Annotated in this window: 20 protein-coding genes; 9 read left to right on the top strand and 11 right to left on the bottom strand. The window is 67.0% G+C overall.

Translation table 11 applies throughout. From position 1 onward, the window contains the following. The first annotated feature begins 15 nt into the window (after positions 1–15). Positions 16–864 carry a LysR substrate-binding domain-containing protein gene (locus AB0L82_RS03110; protein WP_364630182.1) on the top strand — a complete coding sequence of 283 codons (849 nt, stop codon included), beginning with the start codon at positions 16–18 and terminating at the stop codon, positions 862–864. Positions 865–877: 13 nt separating this feature from the next. Here AB0L82_RS03110 and AB0L82_RS03105 read toward each other — a convergent pair whose 3' ends face one another. Next, positions 878–1,672, bottom strand: a complete 795-nt coding sequence (locus tag AB0L82_RS03105; RefSeq protein WP_364632738.1) for a metalloregulator ArsR/SmtB family transcription factor — start codon at positions 1,670–1,672, stop codon at positions 878–880. A 149-nt stretch (positions 1,673–1,821) separates the two neighbouring features. Between AB0L82_RS03105 and AB0L82_RS03100 the strand changes: the two genes are divergently transcribed. Next, on the top strand, positions 1,822–3,075 hold the full coding sequence (locus AB0L82_RS03100; RefSeq protein ID WP_364630179.1) for an ATP-binding protein: 1,254 nt from the start codon (positions 1,822–1,824) through the stop codon (positions 3,073–3,075). A 79-nt stretch (positions 3,076–3,154) separates the two neighbouring features. Beyond that, complete coding sequence (locus AB0L82_RS03095) at positions 3,155–3,526, top strand: hypothetical protein (protein WP_364630176.1); 372 nt, start codon at positions 3,155–3,157, stop codon at positions 3,524–3,526. A gap of 4 nt (positions 3,527–3,530) precedes the next feature. On the opposite strand, the gene AB0L82_RS03090 is transcribed toward AB0L82_RS03095, so the two are convergent. From AB0L82_RS03090 to AB0L82_RS03050, 9 genes are all read right to left on the bottom strand, one after another. Continuing rightward, a complete protein-coding gene (locus AB0L82_RS03090; RefSeq protein ID WP_364630173.1) occupies positions 3,531–4,370 on the bottom strand; it encodes an SAM-dependent methyltransferase in 840 nt (279 codons plus the stop codon). 103 nt (positions 4,371–4,473) lie between these two features. Beyond that, entirely contained in the window at positions 4,474–5,520 is a 1,047-nt protein-coding gene (locus tag AB0L82_RS03085; protein ID WP_364630170.1) for a methionine synthase, read from the bottom strand. 229 nt (positions 5,521–5,749) lie between these two features. Beyond that, positions 5,750–6,871 carry a tRNA 2-thiouridine(34) synthase MnmA gene (mnmA, locus tag AB0L82_RS03080; protein WP_364630167.1) on the bottom strand — a complete coding sequence of 374 codons (1,122 nt, stop codon included), beginning with the start codon at positions 6,869–6,871 and terminating at the stop codon, positions 5,750–5,752. 2 nt (positions 6,872–6,873) lie between these two features. After that, positions 6,874–8,094 (bottom strand): cysteine desulfurase family protein, encoded by a 1,221-nt coding sequence (locus AB0L82_RS03075; RefSeq protein WP_364630164.1) that lies wholly within the window; start codon positions 8,092–8,094, stop codon positions 6,874–6,876. Between the two features lie 103 nt (positions 8,095–8,197). Then, positions 8,198–9,004, bottom strand: coding sequence for a helix-turn-helix transcriptional regulator (locus tag AB0L82_RS03070; protein WP_364630161.1), 807 nt, complete (start codon positions 9,002–9,004; stop codon positions 8,198–8,200). 4 nt (positions 9,005–9,008) lie between these two features. Beyond that, positions 9,009–9,575: a hypothetical protein gene (locus AB0L82_RS03065; RefSeq protein WP_364630158.1), complete on the bottom strand. Its 567-nt coding sequence runs from the start codon at positions 9,573–9,575 to the stop codon at positions 9,009–9,011. Between the two features lie 167 nt (positions 9,576–9,742). Then, the gene (locus AB0L82_RS03060) at positions 9,743–10,714 is read right to left on the bottom strand and encodes an oxidoreductase (RefSeq protein ID WP_364630155.1); all 972 of its coding nucleotides are present in this window, start codon (positions 10,712–10,714) and stop codon (positions 9,743–9,745) included. 57 nt (positions 10,715–10,771) lie between these two features. After that, positions 10,772–11,833 carry a fused (3R)-hydroxyacyl-ACP dehydratase subunits HadA/HadB gene (locus AB0L82_RS03055; RefSeq protein ID WP_364630152.1) on the bottom strand — a complete coding sequence of 354 codons (1,062 nt, stop codon included), beginning with the start codon at positions 11,831–11,833 and terminating at the stop codon, positions 10,772–10,774. 133 nt (positions 11,834–11,966) lie between these two features. Beyond that, positions 11,967–12,767 carry an alpha/beta hydrolase gene (locus tag AB0L82_RS03050; protein WP_364630149.1) on the bottom strand — a complete coding sequence of 267 codons (801 nt, stop codon included), beginning with the start codon at positions 12,765–12,767 and terminating at the stop codon, positions 11,967–11,969. Between the two features lie 204 nt (positions 12,768–12,971). Here AB0L82_RS03050 and AB0L82_RS03045 point away from each other — a divergent pair, with 204 nt between their 5' ends. The 6 genes from AB0L82_RS03045 (at position 12,972) to AB0L82_RS03020 (ending at position 16,488) form a co-directional block, all read left to right on the top strand. After that, positions 12,972–13,502 (top strand): phenolic acid decarboxylase, encoded by a 531-nt coding sequence (locus AB0L82_RS03045; protein ID WP_364630146.1) that lies wholly within the window; start codon positions 12,972–12,974, stop codon positions 13,500–13,502. 32 nt (positions 13,503–13,534) lie between these two features. After that, complete coding sequence (locus AB0L82_RS03040; protein ID WP_364630143.1) at positions 13,535–14,038, top strand: MarR family transcriptional regulator; 504 nt, start codon at positions 13,535–13,537, stop codon at positions 14,036–14,038. Beyond that, a complete protein-coding gene (locus tag AB0L82_RS03035) occupies positions 14,035–14,847 on the top strand; it encodes an ATP-binding cassette domain-containing protein (RefSeq protein WP_364630140.1) in 813 nt (270 codons plus the stop codon). The genes AB0L82_RS03040 and AB0L82_RS03035 overlap by 4 nt, the downstream gene beginning before the upstream one ends. Further along, the gene (locus AB0L82_RS03030; protein WP_364630137.1) at positions 14,807–15,655 is read left to right on the top strand and encodes an ABC transporter permease; all 849 of its coding nucleotides are present in this window, start codon (positions 14,807–14,809) and stop codon (positions 15,653–15,655) included. Before AB0L82_RS03035 ends, AB0L82_RS03030 begins: the two co-directional genes overlap by 41 nt. A gap of 104 nt (positions 15,656–15,759) precedes the next feature. Then, a complete protein-coding gene (locus tag AB0L82_RS03025; protein WP_364630134.1) occupies positions 15,760–15,915 on the top strand; it encodes a DUF6131 family protein in 156 nt (51 codons plus the stop codon). A 213-nt stretch (positions 15,916–16,128) separates the two neighbouring features. Further along, a complete protein-coding gene (locus tag AB0L82_RS03020; protein WP_364630131.1) occupies positions 16,129–16,488 on the top strand; it encodes an STAS domain-containing protein in 360 nt (119 codons plus the stop codon). A 22-nt stretch (positions 16,489–16,510) separates the two neighbouring features. On the opposite strand, the gene AB0L82_RS03015 is transcribed toward AB0L82_RS03020, so the two are convergent. After that, entirely contained in the window at positions 16,511–17,452 is a 942-nt protein-coding gene (locus tag AB0L82_RS03015; RefSeq protein WP_364630128.1) for a sensor histidine kinase, read from the bottom strand. Positions 17,453–17,454 lie beyond the last annotated feature (2 nt).

Here is a 17,454-nt window from a genome sequence, read left to right as displayed (position 1 = left end):
TACCCTGAGGGCATCATGGGCGATCTCGATCTCCGCAAGCTGCGCTATTTCGTCGCCGTGGCCGAGCAGCTGCATTTCGGCCGCGCCGCCGAGCGGCTCTATATCGCTCAGCCGGTGCTGTCCCGGCAGATTCGCGCCCTGGAACAGGAACTCGGGGTGCCGTTGTTCGAGCGGGATCGGCGCGGCACGGTGCTGACCGCGGCGGGCGAACAACTGCTCACCGATGCTCGGCGACTGCTCCTCGACGCCCAGGCGATACAGCGCCGGGCAGTGCGCGCGGCACGCGGAACCGATTCCCTCACAGTGGGATTCATGCCCGGGCTGATCGTCACCGCGCCGGTGCGCGCACTCGCCGCGCGGCATCCCGGCCTCGATATCGAACTGGTGCGCACCACCTGGGACGACCAGATCACGGTGCTGCACGACGGGCGGGTCGATATCGGCTTCGTGCGCCCGCCCATCGACACCGCCGGACTCCGCGTGCGCGAGTTGTACACCGAGCCCAGGGTCGTGGTGGTGTCCATCGGACATCGCCTGGCCGGTAAGCAATCGGTGGAGATCGCGGATCTGGCCGGGGACGTGCTGTTGCAGAATATCGACATCGTCCCCGAATGGCGTGCTGTCACAGGCGAATCGGAGCAGCCCCAGGTACCGGTGTACCGCAGCGTCGAGGAGAAGCTCGAACATGTGGCGGCCGGGCGCGGGATCGCGTTCCTGCCGCTGTCGGTCGCGACCTTCTACACCCGGCCCGATGTCACCTACATCCCCGTCTCCGATATCGCGGACGGACAGGTGAGCCTGGCGTGGGCGGCCGATCGGCACGGTCCGCTCATCGACGAATTCGCCGCTCTCGCAGCCGAATAACGCGCCCGGCGGCTCAGTCCTCGGTGGGTTCGGGCAGGGTCTCGCCGGTTTCCAGCAGGGTCTTGAGGTTGGACAGGATGCCGGGCCAGCCCTCGCGGATACCCGCGAGCATGAGACTTTCGGGGCCGAAGCCGTTGTGCAGCACCGTGAGTTTCACCGTCTCGCCCACGGGTGTGAGTTCGAAGGTGACGGTGGAGCGGGGCTCGGTGGAAAGCCGCTCGAAATCCTCGGCGCTGAAACCGAATTGGTCGGCGAACGCCTTGTCGACGGTATGCCAGGTGTAGGACAGGGTGGTGTAGGGGTCGGCGGTGACGATCACCTGTTCGGGATCCTTGCTCACCCAGCCCTGCTGCTCCCAGGTCATGGATGAGCCCGGCTGCCAATCGGTTTCGAAGGTGGCGCCCCAGTAGCGGCGGGTGAAGGCCGGATCGGTGAGGGCCTGCCAGAGCCGCTCGGGGGTGGTCCGGATGTACGTGGTGTAGACGAATTCCTCACTCATGGTGGCGCTCTCCAATGCGGTTTTGAGGTCGGCCAGGGCGTGCACCCGGCCGCGGTCATAGCGGTTGATCCAGCGCTCGGCGATGGCGTTCACCGGTTCGGCATTGAGGTAGTGCAGTTTTTCGCGGCCGCGCCACCGAATGGTGACCAGGTTCGCGGCCTCCAGCACCGCCAGATGCTTACTGACGGCCTGACGGGTCATCTCCAATTCCGCACAGAGTTCGCGCAGGGTCTGGCCGGTGCGGTCGTTCAAACTGTCCAGCAGCCGGCGGCGGCTGGGGTCCGACAGCGCCTTGAAAACCTCGTCCACCTGCACCTCATTCGAACTCGAGCACTTCATGCAACCATTGGGTTGCCTATTTGATAATAGGCAACCATTCGGATGCATGTCAATGGAAGCCATTCTTGCGAAACATGTCCGATACGGGCGAGTCGCTTTAACGCCCGCGTACCGGCAGGATGACCAGGGTGTTGCGCAGTTTTCAGGTGGCGAACCACCGATCCCTCGCCGAACCGCAGGAGTTGCGGCTCACCCGCGGCAACGGCCCGGTCGCCGCGCCCGTCACCGCCGTCTACGGCGCTGCCGCAACCGGCAAGACCAGCCTCGTCGACGCCCTCGACCGGATGCGGGACGCGGTGCTCAACTCCGTCACCGGCTGGGACCCGTTCTCCGGTCCGGTCCGCACCCCGCATCTCGGATTCGCGGACCGCCCTTCGGAATTCATCGCCCAGTTCGTCGCCGAGGGCTGCCCGTACACCTACGGCTTCCGGCTCGACAACGCCGATGTGAGCGCCGAATGGCTGCATTCGCATCCGCACAATCGCAAGCGCATCGTGTTCGAGCGCGCGGGCGAGGATATTCGCATCGGTCCCATGTTCGAGGCCGCGCGCTACGGACTGGGCGCGGTGGTGCCGCTGGTGCGCCCGAATGCCTTGCTGCTGAGCCTGTCCGGGCAGTTGTACGCAGAACCCCTGGTGCCCGCCTACCGCTGGTTCCAATCGCTGCTGGAGGTGCAGTGCGGGCAGCCCGATCCGGCCGATATCGCACACCGGGTGGGCAGCCACATCTCGCGCTCCACCGATCACGCGGTGCGGCTGCTGACACTGCTGCGCTCGGCCGATCTGGGCATCACCGATCTGCTGCTCCCCGGCGACGACCCCATGTACGGCGATTACCTACGCGATCTCGACAACGATATCGCCACCACCACAAAGGAAATCGAATCCTGCACGGTATCGGCGAGCTACGCCGAGGAGCTGTTCCTCGAGCACGGCATCACCGTGGTGCTGTTGCAGCGTGAGCTCTCCAACCTGTTCGCCGCGCGCGATGCGCTGTACTCGCGCATGGTCAACCGGCGCGGCGTCGGGCTGGGACTGGTGCACGAGGGCATCGACACCGCGTTCGACATCACCGACGAATCCAGCTCCACCCTGGCCATGCTGCGGCTGCTGCCGCCCATGCTGGACGCCCTGGACACCGGCGGCGTGCTCATCGCCGACGATATCGACGCACACCTCACGCCCGAGACCGCGGACAGCCTCATCCAGCTGTTCCAGAATCCCGAAACCAATACCCAGGGCGCGCAATTGGTGTTCACCACCGCCAACCGCACGCTGATCGATCGCGGCAACGGGCGGTCGCAGACCAAGCGCACCACGGTGTGGGGCGTGCGCCGCACCGCGATCGGGACCTCCGAACTGCAACCGCACTGAGCGATCGGGACCGATTCAAAGCAACTCTTCAGCAACCGTCCGGCGGCGCGGGCCGCCGGACGCGCCTAGAGTGGGTGCCATGCTCATGCAGCTGTTATTCGTTCTGGTGATCGGTGGTGCGCTGATCGCGACCATCACAATGTTCCGGCGCGGCCGGGGCAGCGGGCCGATAGCCGAACCCGAATCCGGCTTCCTGTACGTGACCGGGGTGAGCCCGCTCCCGAACGCCTCCGGTGAGCAGTACGTGACCATCAGCGGCAGCATTTCCGGGCCCATGGTGGTCGCGCACGAGGTGTACGGGCGGTTCGCCTGGGACGTCAACCAGTGGCCCGCCGTCGGCGATCAGATCCCGGTGACCTATCCGGCGGGTAAGCCGGACCGTTGGCAGCTCGCACATCCGGGCGTGCGGCCGTACTTCGGGTCCCGTCAGCAGCGCAATCCCGGCAACTAACGCCTCAGCGGCGGATCGCGGCGATGGTGCGGGTCTCCCGACCGCCATCGGTGTCCGGGCGGCCGACGGACGCGGCCTGTTCTGCCCAGGTCTGGTACGAGGTGTCCCAACCGTGCTCGTGCAGCCACTCCTCGATGTCCGCACCCAGACCGGCCGCCTCGGGCTCGCCCGCATCGGACCCGGAGACCAGTCGCCGCAGCGCCAGGAACGCACCGCTGTTCGGGTCCACCGCGAAACTGCTGAGATCGAAACGGCTACCCGGGGCGGACAATTCGTCGAGGGTCGTGAGCACCCGCCGGGCATCGGGCCGTAGCAGATAGCCGAGTACGCCCTCATCCACCCAGAGCGTCGGCTCCTCGGGCCGGAATCCTTGCGCCGGTAGCGCGTGCGCCCAGTCGTCGCGCAAATCGACCGGCAGCACATGCCTTTCACAGCGCGGCGTGGCCCCGCCGCGCGTCAGCACCGGCTCCTTGAACGCGAACGTCTCCGGCAGATCCACTTCGAACAACCGCGTCTCCGCGGGCAGATCCATTCGGAAGGCCCGGGTATCCAGGCCCGCGCCGAATACGACGATCTGCCGAATACCTTCACGCACAGCCGCTTTTACCCGGTCATCGACCAGCCGCACGGCCACGGTGCGCGCCGGGTAGAACAGGTCCAGTACCGGTGTGAGCTGATCCCATCGTTCGGCGAAGCTCGGCTTGGCGGCGTCGACGAACCATTGCGCGAACGGATCGCTGTACAGCCGGTCCGCCCGCTCGGTCTCGCGCGCCCGGACCACCGCGATCCCGATCGCGGTCATGGCTACCCCGGCAACCGGCACCGGCGCTGCTGCTTCGGTCATGACTGATTCCCACTCCCCAACTTCGCGACCCATGGCCCGCGATAGGCAGACGGGCCACCGTCGACGCTAGACGGCCCGGGGCCGGGGTGAAAGTCGTTGCCGCTCACTCGAAGTTGATCGACTCCGGTTCGTCGGCGAAGACGGCGGCGGTTTCGACGGCCAGGGTCAGCGCCTGGCGCGCCCAGGACAGCGGTGCGCCCGCCAGACCGCACGCGGGCGAGACCAGGATCTGTTCGGCCAGCAGGCGGCGGGAGAAACCCAGCCGATCGATCAGGCGCACACCGGGTTCGGCGATCTCACGCCAGGTGACCGGCTTGTCCGGGGCGCTCGTGGGCACCAGCCCGAGCACCAGATGCCTGCCGTCATCCAGCAGTTCGCCGACCCGATCGAGATCCTTGACGCCGATGGTCGCCATATCGAATCCGATTGCGGCGGCGCCGCTTCGGCGCAGGAAACCCAGCGCGGGCTTGGCGGCGCAGGTGTGCACCAGTACCGGACCCGGCTGCACGTCGATCACCGTGTCGAGAATGTGCAGCGCCTCCGGCTCCGGCATGGCGCGCACGGTATTGAGCACGCTCACCCCGCGCAGCGTGCCGTCCAGAATATCGGTGAGCAGCGGTTCGTCGAACTGCACGAGCACATCCGCGCCCAGCCGCCTGCCGAGCTCCACCGCATGCGCGGCCACGCCCTCGGCGAGGGATTCCGAAAGATCGCGCACCGCACCGGAATCGGTGAGCACCCGATGCCCGAGCGGCAACTCTACCTGGGCGGCCAGCGTCAACGGCCCGGTGACCTGCACTTTGATCGGCCGCCCGCTACCCGCGAGACCCGCGGTCTCCCAAGCCTCTTCGAGCGCGTCCATATCCGCGCGCAGCAGATCGTTCGCGCGCCGGGACACCGCACCGGGCCGCACCGCGAGCCGATAGCCGCGCGTGGTGCTGTCGAAGCGCATATCGACCAGCAGTGCCGAGACCCGGCCGATCATGTCCGAACCCACGCCCCGCCCCGGTAACTCCACCAGATGCGGCAGCGCCGCCAGTTCCCCCACCACGGTGGCCGCGGCCTCGCGCGGATCCGCGCCCGGCCACGAACCGACGCCGGTGGCGATGCCGCCCTGTAATACGCCGGAACCGCTCTCGATCTCGCTCATCCACGTACCCCGTATCACTCGGCCCTACAGATTGGATTTCCGGCACTTCGCACCGGCACAGGCCGAGGCCCGGGATCGGCGCACGTTACCACCGGGCAATACCCGGGAACATCGCGGTGCCGACCAACCCGCGCGAGCCCGTCGCACCGGCGACATCCTCCTCGGCACGCCGCAATACCGGGCGGGACGCCGGTAAGCGGTAATCACCCCCGCTACTGCGGGAGCGGTCTCACTGAGCGTTGTCCGACACCAGTTCGTTTGCGTACGAATGCGGTTCGCGCTCGGTCCCGGTGATGGTGCCGCTGCCGATGACCTGATCGCCGGTGGCGTCGGGCAGGTAGAGCACCACGGCCTGACCGCGCGCCACACCGGTGAGGGGTTCGCGCAGGCGGACGATGAGACCGCCGTCGACGGCCTCGGCGACCGCGGGGGCGGTGCCGCCGTGCGCGCGCACCTGGGCGACGCATTCGATCTCGCCGACAGGGGTTTCACCCGAGGTCCAGATGGCGCGATCGGACAGCACCGTCCAGACCTGTAGGTCCGCGGCGGAACCGACACGCACGGTACCGGTTTCGGAGTCGATATCGGTGACGTAGCGCGGCTTGCCGTCGGCGGCCGGACCGGGCAGGCCCAAGCCCTTGCGCTGGCCGATGGTGAACTCGTGCACACCCTTGTGATCGCCGAGCTTGGTGCCGTCGGCATCGAGCACCGCGCCGGGGCGGATGCCGATCTTCGCACCCAGGAACGCCTGGGTGTCACCGGACGGAATGAAGCAGATGTCATGACTGTCGGGCTTATTGGCCACGGCCAGACCGCGTTCGGCGGCTTCCTCGCGAATGCGGGGCTTGGGGGTGTCACCGACCGGGAACATGGCGCGGGACAGCTGCTCGGCGGTCAGCACCGCGAGCACATAGGACTGATCCTTGTCCTCGTCCACCGCGCGGCGCAGCACGCCGTCCTCGAGGCGGGCGTAATGCCCGGTGACGACCGCGTCGAAGCCCAGCGCCACCGCGCGATCCGCGAGCGCGGAGAACTTGATCTTCTCGTTGCAGCGCAGGCACGGGTTGGGGGTCTCACCGGCGGCGTACGCGGCGACGAAATCGTCGATCACGTCTTCTTTGAAGCGGTCCGCGAAATCCCAGACGTAGAACGGGATTCCGAGCACATCGGCGGCGCGGCGGGCGTCACCGGCGTCCTCCTTGGAGCAGCAGCCGCGCGATCCGGTGCGCAGCGTGCCCGGATTCGCGGACAGTGCCAGATGTACGCCGACCACCTCGTGTCCGGCCTCGACGGCGCGCGCGGCAGCCACCGCGGAATCGACGCCACCACTCATCGCGGCAAGCACTCGCATCTCTAGAAGCCTCCTTTCGCGCCGGCCATTCCGGCCGCCTTCGCCCGATCCACGACCTGCGGCAGCGCGGCCAGCAAGGCGTCGATATCGGCGTCGGTCGAATTGTGTCCCAGGGTGAATCGCAGTGACCCGCGTGCCAGTCGCGGTTCCACGCCCATGGCCAGCAGCACATGGGAGGGTCCGGCGACACCGGCATTGCAGGCCGATCCGGTCGAGCATTCGATCCCGGCGGCATCGAGCAGCATGAGCAGGGAATCGCCCTCACAGCCGGGAAACGTGAAGTGGGCGTTACCCGGCAGTCGCCGGTCGCCGCTGGGCCCGTTCAGAATGGCCTCGGGCACCTGCGCCAGCACGCCATGGATGAGCCGATCCCGAAGCCGGGTGAGTTCCATTGTGCGCGCGGACATTCCGTCGACCGTCTCGCGAACGGCGGCGGCCAAACCGACCGCGCCCGCCACATCGGAAGTCCCCGAGCGCAGATCTCGCTCATGTCCGCCGCCGTGGAACAGCGGCACCGCGGACACCTGACGGCCCAGCAGCAGGACCCCGACACCGTGCGGCCCGCCGACCTTGTGCCCGGCGAAACTCGCCGCGGCCAAACCACTCCGGCCGAAATCGATGGGCAGCTGCGCACCCGCCTGCACCGCGTCACTGTGCATGGGCACATCGAATTCCTGTGCCACGGCCGCCAATTCAGCGATCGGCTGTACGGTTCCGACCTCGTTGTTGGCCCACATGACGCTCACCAGCGCGGTGTCCTCGGCATGCGCGGCCAGCGCCTCGCGCAGCACCCGCGGCGAGATGACGCCCTCGGCGTCGGCCTCCAGCCACGTCACCTGCGCGCCCTCATGCTGTTCCAGCCACTCCACGGTATCGAGCACCGCGTGATGCTCCACCGAGCTGACCAGAATCCGGGTGCGCACCGGCTCGGCATCGCGCCGCGCCCAGTAGATCCCCTTGACCGCCAGATTGTCGCTCTCGGTCCCGCCCGAGGTGAAGATCACCTCCGAGGGCCGCGCCCCCAGCCCGGCGGCGATCGATTCCCGCGATTCCTCCAGCAACCGCCGCGCCGCCCGCCCCGACCCGTGCAGCGATGACGCGTTGCCACCGGCCCCCAGGACAGCCGTCATCGCCTCGACAGCGACCGGAAACATAGGTGTGGTGGCCGCGTGATCGAGGTAGACCGTCTGGGCACCGACCGGACCCGGGAAAGCCGACTTCATAACCGACAAAGCCTAACCCATCGTTGACCTGCGAAATCTCAGGGGATCCCCTCAGCGGTCCAACCCACCGACCACCGCCGGGTATTCCCCGCGCGGCATTCCCTCATGATTCCAGACAGGTCATGGTGTGCAGGCTCCACGCCGCGGGATCGGGCCAGTCCTGCCCCAGGGATTTGACCGCGTGCTCGCGGCGCACCCCGTCGGGACATTTCACCGACAGCACGATGTCAGAGAACTCCGCTTCGGTCGGCATGACCGACATCATCTTCTCGAATTCGGGATTCCCGCGGCACAGGTCGAAGATCTCCGCCATTCGCTCCGCCGGAACCACCGCGGGGCAGAAGATCATCAACCACATCGCGGACCGTCCGGCGATCAACTCCCAGGAGTCGCCGAACGACTCACGTGCACCGGGGTTGGTGAACAACTGCACGGGCATATCGACGGGATTTCCCTCCGACGGCACCGGCATCCAGGGGAAGTACTCCTTGAACGACTTATTGGTGGCCATAATCCGGCCCTCGGGGTTCTTGGCGAAGTAGGCGGGACCCGAAATCGATTCCAGCAGCGCGATATCGCCCGGCGCGAACCGCGGGGGCCAGCTGCCGGTCTCGTCCGGCACCAGCCCGGGCAGTACGGCCGCGGCGATCTTCTTTGCCAGCGCTTTGGGCATACCCAGCTCATTGCAGATATCAACCAGCACCGAGTTGGGCATCTCACGATCGCCGCGAAAGTATTTGGCCAGCGTCGCGGGGCTCGTATGGACCGCCGCCGCGATTTCCCTGCGGCTCTTCCCGACCACACGCGCGGTGGTGTCGAGTTCCTGCATCAGGCGCAGGAAGTGATCCCTGGGCTGCACCAGTTTGTCGAACGGTGGCTTCTTTTCGCGCCTGCCACCCGCGTTCGCCATCTTGTCAGTGGAGCTTTCCGAGTGCGTCGGACAGGGCTCGGGAGGCGCCTTCCACCGCGGTGGCGGCGTCGATTCCGGAGGTGAAGGTCACGGTTGCCACGGCGCCGTTGTCCAGGCGGCCGATCGCGCGGGCTTCGAAGAGTGCGGGATTGATGCGGGATCTGCCGCCGCTCACCTGCGCCGCGTTGCCGATCTGGAGCGGATTCGAGATCTGGATATCGTGTGCGGAATTGAACAGGTCGACCGCGCCCTTGGCGTCGTCGTACATGCGCTTGGGTTCGGTTGTGCGAGTGAGCGTCACGTTGATCGCGGTGGGATCGTTCCTACCTGATTCCACCGTCCAGGTCGGGGATACCGAAATCGATCTACCGGTGAACGCCTGTGTGCGGCAGCCCGCACCGGGGGCGATGGCGGAGAGGGTTTCCGGGGAGATGAGGCTGCATTGATCGGGCAGTTCGGTGATCGTCTTGGCCGCGGGGTTATCGGAAGAGGAATCCGAATTGGTGACGACGACAGCGATAACGCCACCGATCAGCAGTACGGCGGCGACCGCCCCGCCGACCAGCCACATCGTCCTGGGGTTGCGCGGGGCAGGTGCCGGTGCGGCGCTCGGCTCTCCGCTATCTCGCGCGCCAGTCGACCTGACAGTCGGTCCACCGTTAATCATGCCTTGCCCCAATCGAATTCACGCCATTAGAACTGAGACGGGACGTTAACAGACTGTGCGCGGATATGCCTTCAAGGGAGTGGGAAGGGATAGACCACACCGGTCAGCCGTTCGGATTCCGCCCAGAGATCGTTTGCCAGCTGCCGATCCAGCGCCCGCGGGGCGGGCTCGCGCCGGATCGGATGACCCTTGGTCCGGCCGACGGGCCCGATGTAGTCGCCGCCATTCATCGACGGATCGGTGCACGCTCGCAATGTCGGCAATGCGCCCATCGCGGTGGTCTGGGTGAGAAGTTGGGAGAACCAGCGCATTTCGGGTCTGGCGAGAAACCGTGCCGTTCCGCCGAGGTTCTTGTTGAAATCGGAATCCGCGACCCCGGGGTAGGCGGCGAGGGCGATGAGCGATGCGCCCGCATCGGTGAGCCGGCGCTGTAATTCGAAGGCGAACAGGAGATTCGCGAGTTTGGACTGCCCGTAGACGAACATCGGTTTGTACGCGCGCCGCTCATAGGCGAGGTCGCTGAGATCCAGGACGGTACGCCGATAACCGGCCGCGCGACTGCTGACCGCCACCACTCGGCCCGCCGGTGCGGCGGTCAGCAGATCCAAAAGCAGTCCGGTGAAAGCGAAATGGCCCAGATGATTGGTCGCGAACGTCGGCTCGAAACCGTCCACGGTCTTGTGCGGCCCATTGCGGAACAGCGTGCCCGCGTTGTTCACGAGCAGATCGACCCGATCGAATCGCTCGCGCAGCCGTGCCGCCGCGCTGCGCACGGATGCCAGCGACGCCAAATCCACCTGTACCACCGATAATTCGGCGTCCGGACTCCGCTGCCGGATCGATGCCGCGACGTACTCCCCTTTATCCACGCTGCGGCAGGCCAGCACCACCCGTGCGCCATGAGCGGCGAGTTGGCGCGCGGTTTCGGCTCCGAGCCCGGCGCTCGCTCCGGTGACCACCGCCGTCCTACCGGTCAGATCGGGGATATCGGCCGCCGTCCACGGCTCTGCCGCACCGGGCTCGCGTGGACTTCGGTTCGACACACCTGTCGAGGTTAGTCGCGCCGCACGCCCGGCGTCGGGCATGCGGCGCGATTCCGCTCACGCCGGATGATCGGAGAGTCGCACGGTCGCGGTGGCGCGGCCGAAGATCTTACGTCCGGCGTGCGTGGCGGTGAGGGCGATGACGGCCTGATTGGTGCCGGGGTCGAATTGTTTTACGCGGCCTTGGAATTCGATGGTGCTGGGGCCCTGGGCGGTGACCGGGACGGGGCTGGTCATGCGGACGCTGTAATGGCGCAGCGCGGTGGGGTCGCCCAGCCATTCGGTGACGAATCCCGCCGCCAGGGCCATGGTCAGCATGCCGTGGGCCACGGTGCCGTCCAGGCCGACCAGGCGGGCGGCGTCGCCGTGCCAGTGGATCGGGTTGGTGTCACCGGCGACACCGGCGTAGTTGACCAGGTCGCCGAGGGTGAGGTCGACGATGCGGTCCGGTAGTCGATCGCCCTCCGAGACCGTATGCGCGGCGCGGGTGCGGATGCTCGGCGATGCGGGGGCACTCGACGCGTCGGGGAGGTCGGGGGCCGGGGTCACCGCGCGGATTCGAGGGGTCGGCTGGCGCATGATCTTCGACAGCGATTCCACGATTCCGGCATTCGCCTCGGACGGCGCGGATCGGGCGACCAGACCGGTGCGCGCGTTGAGCACGATCTGTCTGTGCTGGTTCGTGACGATGTTCTCGACCACGAGCAGATCACCGCCGAACGCCTGGCGGAACGAGTGCAGGCAGACATTGCTGGTGAGGCGGTCGCCGACGACGATCGGCCGCAGATAGTCGAAGGTCTGATCGGTCTGCATGGTCGAGCTGAGGTCGTAGCCGGTGAGAATCTCGCCGAGCGCGTCCTGCACCGCGCCGACCAGCAGCGCGCCGAAGGTCGGCGGGGCCACCAGTCCGGGATGGCCGAACTCGGCCGCCACGCCGTCCACGCGGTGCACCGGATGCGCATCCTGTACGGCACGGGCGTATTCGCGCACCTTCTCGCGCCCCACCTCGTAGTGGTCAGCCACGCGATAGCGGCGGCCGACGACCGACAGCGCGTGGGCAACCGGATCCGTAACCGAGGTGATGAGAATTTCCTCATCCGGGACTGCGACGACCTCCACGTAACCCTTCTCCTTCGCTCGAAGTTTCGCTCGCGCAGTAGTCGGAGCTGACGACCATTAAGGATTGCTGCGAATATGCCAGCGCACGGCGAACGACACACGGGGTCACGCGGGGTGGCGAGCATCCGCCGAGTTAGAGCGCGTCCAGGAATTCGCGGATCAGCGGGTCGGTGAGGTGCGGGTGGGTCCAGGTGACGGTGTGGGTGACGTGCTCGGCGTCGATGGTTTCGAGGCGGGTCGATCCGCCCAACTGCCCGGCCAGTTTCCGCATACGAGCCGCGGTGTGGACGACATCGCCCGCTCCGTGCAGGAGCAGGGCCGGTGCGGTGATCTCGGCGATATCGTTCTCGATACCCTCGCGTTCGAGCAGCGCGACGATGGCCTGTTCGAGCCGTCTACGGTCCGAGCGCTCCCATATATCCAGCCAGTAGCGCTGTTGTTCGGCGTCGCCGCCGATCATCTGCGCCGCGATGAGGCGGGCGATCGGCTCCAGCGGTTCGGCGCCCAGCACCCACTGCTTGAGCAGGATCGATTTGTATCCGGCGTATTCCTCGGGGTTGTAGGCATCGGCGCGGGTGCCGATCAGCAGCAGGCCGCGCACGCGGGCGGGTGCGAGCCGGGCGGCCCGGAGCGCGACGATGCCGCCGTGGAACAGGCCGCCGAGCACGACCGCACCGAGTCCGAGTGCGTCGGCGACGGCCCAGCAGTCCTGCGCCAGCAGCGTGTAGTCGAAGGGTGTTCCCGGATCGCGGGTTTCGCCGTGCCCGCGGGTGTCGATGGCTATCACCCGGTAATCGGGTGCCAGGGATGCCATTTGCGGTCGCCACTGGGTGGCGTCGAGCAGGATGTCGTGCACCAGGATGACCGCCGGACCGTCGCCGCCGGTGTCCAGGTAGTGCACATCGGCTCCGTCACCGGTGGTCACGAACGGCATAGCGCTTCCCTCCCAAGGACTTTCGGGCGCGTCGAGCACACGCGTGCGACGCCCGCTCGACGATAACAGGAACACGTTCTAATCGCCGGACGGTGCGCCGACCCGGGCTCGACCGGGAAAACCCCAGGCCGCGGGACTTTCGCGGTTACGCTGGCCAGCGGAACTCGATACTCGCAGGGAAGCCTTCCGAGCAAGGAGCTACCGATGAGCACAGGTACGTCCATCCCGTCGAGCTCGCCCGCCACCGGGGATCTCTCCGGTCTCATCGGCAGTCATCTCATCTACGCCTACGACAACGGCTGGAAATACGAGCTGTACGTGCGCAATGCGGAGACGGTGGAATTCCGCTGCCTGATCGGGCCCATGTTCGGCCGCTGGTCGAAGAATCAACCGGCCAAGATGGTGCGGCTGGGCGCGGATCTGTACAAGCTCGCCTGGGTGGAGCCGACCGGCACCACCACCATCGTCATCCTGTGGCTCGACGAGCGGCGCGTGCACACCACGATCACCTATCCGCAGTGGATGCTCGATTACCCCGAGAGCACGCTCGGGCTCTACCAGGACAACGCGGACGCGATCATCGCCGATCGCGAGCGCGGGCCCACCTACCCCCTGACCCTGGTCTCCTCCACCGGGCAGGTCACCTTCCTGGAGCGGCGCGCACCCGATGACGACACCGTCATCGACCGGCCGCCGAACAAGCTCCCGCTGGGGTACGACTCACGCACGAACTGAAATACCTCTGAAGCAGAGGTATTATGGCGGGCATGGCCGACCCGCGCCCCGACGCGACGCTCCCCGATAACGCCGATGCCGAGCTGTTCACCCTGCTGTTCAGCTCCATGGGGCGGTTGCGCCGTCAGGTCGGCCGCCTGGCCGGGCGCACCTTCGACGAGCCCGCGCTCTCCGGTACCCAATCGGAGTTCCTGCGCCTGGTCGGCCGCAGACCCGGCATCTCGGTGAAAGAGGCCGCGGCCGAACTCGGTTCGGCCGCCAACAGCGTCTCCACCCTGGTCACCGAATTGGTGAAAACCGGCTTGCTGGTGCGCGAACCCGATCCACAGGACCGGCGCACCATGCGCCTGTCGCTCACCCCCGAATCCCAGCGCATCGCCGATGCGACGCGGCAGCAGCGAATCACGGTGGTGGCGCGCGCCTTCGAACAACTCACCGCGACGGAGCGGGATGAATTGCACGCCGGACTCCGGGCCATGACCCGGCTGACCGATGTGCTGCACGACTACGAGCAGAACCGAGGCGAAAGCAGATGACAGACTCCCCGCCCGCCGTCGAATGCGCGGGCCTGACCCACCGCTACGGCAGCCATACCGTCGTCGACGACCTGACCATCAGCATCGCGCGCGGTGAGGTATTCGGCCTGCTCGGCCCCAATGGGGCGGGCAAATCGACCACTATCAAACTGCTCACCACACTGACCCCGATCCACTCCGGCACGGTGCGGATCTTCGGGCTCGATGTGCGCACCCGGGCCGCCGACGTCCGCTACAACCTCGGTTATGTGCCACAGCAGCTTTCGATCGAGGCCGGGCTGACCGGACGGCAGAACGTGGACTGGTTCGCCCGCCTCTACGATCTGCCCCGTAAGGATCGCGCCCGCCGGGTGGGTGAAGCGCTCGAGGCGATGGATTTGACCGAGGTGGCCGATCGGCTGGCGGGCGGCTACTCCGGCGGCATGATCCGCCGCCTGGAATTGGCGCAGGCACTGGTGAACCGGCCCGCGCTGCTGGTGCTGGACGAACCCACCGTCGGCCTGGATCCCATTGCGCGCGACAGTGTCTGGGAACGCGTCGCCGAACTGCGCGCCGAATACGGCACCACCGTGCTGCTCACCACCCACTACATGGCCGAGGCCGACGCACTGTGTGATCGAGTCGCCCTGCTGCACAAGGGAATTCTGCGCGCCACCGGATCACCGGCGGAGCTGAAGGCGGCCGTCGCACCCGAGGCCACCCTGGAAGACGTGTTCCGGCATTACGCGGGCGAACAACTCGAAGACACCACCGAAGGAGCCATGCGCAATGTCCGAAGCACTCGCCGCTCGGCCGCCCGTATGGGCTGATCAGCCCCCGTTCACCCCGATCCTGGCGCCGCGCGGCTGGCGGCGCGTCCCCCGGCTGACATCCCGGATCGGCACCTTCGCCCCGGTGGAGGTGCGCAAGCTGCGCCATGACCAGACCGAAATCCTCACCCGCGCAATCCAGCCCGTGCTGTGGATGGTCATCTTCGGCACCACTTTCGCGCGCCTGCACACCCTGCCCACCGGTTCGGTGCCCTATCTGGATTTCCTGGCCCCCGGCATCATCGCGCAGTCGGCGCTGTTCATCGCGATCTTCTACGGCATCCAGATCATCTGGGATCGCGATGCGGGCATTCTCACCAAACTGCTGGTGACCCCCACCCCGCGCGCGGCGCTGATCACCGGAAAGTGTTTCGCCGCGGGCATTCGCGCGGTCGCGCAGATCGTGGTGATCGTCATCGTCGCACTGCTCATGGGCGTCGGGCTGACCGATAATCCGCTGCGCATTCTGGCGACGGTGCCCGCGGTATTCCTGGGCACCGCGTTCTTCGCCTGCCTGTCCATGACCATCGCCGGGCTGGTGCAGGCGCGGGATCGGCTGATGGGCATCGGCCAGGCGATCACCATGCCGCTGTTCTTCGCCTCCAACGCGCTGTATCCGACCGATCTGATGCCGGGCTGGCTGCAGGCGGTGAGCAAGGTGAATCCGCTCAGCTATGAGGTGGACGCGCTGCGCGGTCTGCTCATCGGCACCCCGGCGAATCTGTGGCTGGACTTCGGCGTGCTGATCGGCGCCGCCGCGCTCAGTATCGCGACCGCCGCGGCGCTGCTGGGGCGGCTGGTGCGATGAGGGCGGACCGCCGAATGGCTTACACCGGGCGATGATCACGTGTTTGACGCGCGGTGGGCCGGGAAAAGCGTGGGTGTCATATTCACCCGTCCAAAGGTTTTCTCATGATAGTGCTGGGAATCATCGTCCTGCTCGCCGGAATTCTGCTCGGCATTCCGATTCTGACCACCATCGGCGTGGTGCTGCTCGTCGTCGGCGCGGTGCTGATGCTGCTCGGTGCGGTCGGACGGCCGATCGGCGGGCGCAGTCACTACTTCTGATCAGCCCGGATACCGCGTTCCCACGCCCCCGCGCGGCCCGCGTCCGGGTGACCCTTCGCCCCGATATCATGGTGTGCGCGAAATCGGTTGCGTACCTTTGCTGGAGATCCCGTCGCACGGGTACTGTTACCGCGTCGGCGGGACCAGCCCGGTCGTGCGACGCCCAATGTGTTTCGGAGGTGGCGACGTGACGGTGCGACAGGGGAACGATCGGTGAGCAGTGAAACCCGTGAACTGACGGTGCAGACCAGATCCGCCGGAGCAGCCGTGGTACTGGCCGCCGCCGGTGAGGTCGATATGGTGTCGGCGCCGAAGTTGTCGGCCGGGGTGAGCGAGGCGCTGGCCACCGGTGCCGAGTTGATCGTGCTGGATCTGTCCGAGGTCGGTTTCTTCGGTTCGGCCGGGCTCAGTGTGCTGGTGCAGGCGCTGGAATCCGCCGGTGATCGCACGGTGCGCGTCGTCGGTTCGTTCCCGGTGCGACGCCCCATCGAGCTGACCGGGATGGACGAGCTGCTCGATGTCTACGAGACGTTGGAAGCGGCTCTGGCGGTCGAGGATTCATCGCGCGAATAGCCGAGAACGGGGCCCGCATCCCTCAACGGGCGAAATGCATTTGCAGCGTGGTGCCGAGCGGGGTCGTATGCATGCGGACCAGATCGCACAGCTGATGCACCAGGAGCAGGCCACGGCCGCCGCAGCTGAAACCGGGAACGGGTAGCCGCCCGGCCAGCGGATCGGCGATATATCCCCGATCGCGGACCTGGCAGATGATCTGCCGCCCCGCCGACCACAGCGCGAAGATGCCGCGCCCGCCGCCGTGCACCACCGAGTTCGTCGTCGCCTCCGCCACGGCCAGTTCCAGATCGGTGCCGCGCTCACTGCTCATTCCGGCGTCGCGGGCGAATTCGGTGGCGGCGTATCGAATATCCGCCAGGGACGCCTCGTCGAAGTCGAGTACGCCGGCGGCGGCGGGCGGCGCGGGCAATGCCTGGTTGTAGGCCGCCACGACGCGATCGGGATCGTAGTTCGGGCTGATGCTCTCGACGCCGGTGTCGATGCTGGTGGGATGGCTCATGAGCGCGTCGTCCAGCACCCCCGGATCGAGTCGCGCGATATCGTACGGGCACAGCATCGTCGCCGCGCGCCCGGCGAACGCGGTATTGATCAGCGCCTCGTGCTGGGCGCAGGCCGGATATTCCAGGGCCGAGCGCCCGGCCCAGATCGGTTCGCCGATGATCCGCACCCGCGAGTCCGGATGGCGATCGGTGAAGGCGCGCAATACCCCGGGAATGATGCGGCCGGGATTGCGGCCCGCCACCGACATATCGAGCAGTCGCACCGCCCCGGCGTCCGCGCCGAGCGCATCGCGCAGCAGGTCCAGGTTCTCCGCAGGCACCGCGACCGCGACGGGTTCGGCGTTCGCCAGCCCGGCACGGATGAATTCCATTGTGCCCGACAGGTACTCATGACTGTCGCGATAGAAGAACGCGGGATGTAGGAAGGGGTCCGACGGGGCGTCGCCGGTGTCACTGCTCATGA

The sequence above is a fragment of the Nocardia sp. NPDC052001 genome (assembly GCF_040680615.1).
In the GTDB taxonomy this organism is placed as follows: Bacteria; Actinomycetota; Actinomycetes; order Mycobacteriales; family Mycobacteriaceae; genus Nocardia.
The sequence above is the reverse complement of the archived record's forward strand: the minus strand, read 5'-3'. Positions and strand labels throughout refer to the sequence as shown.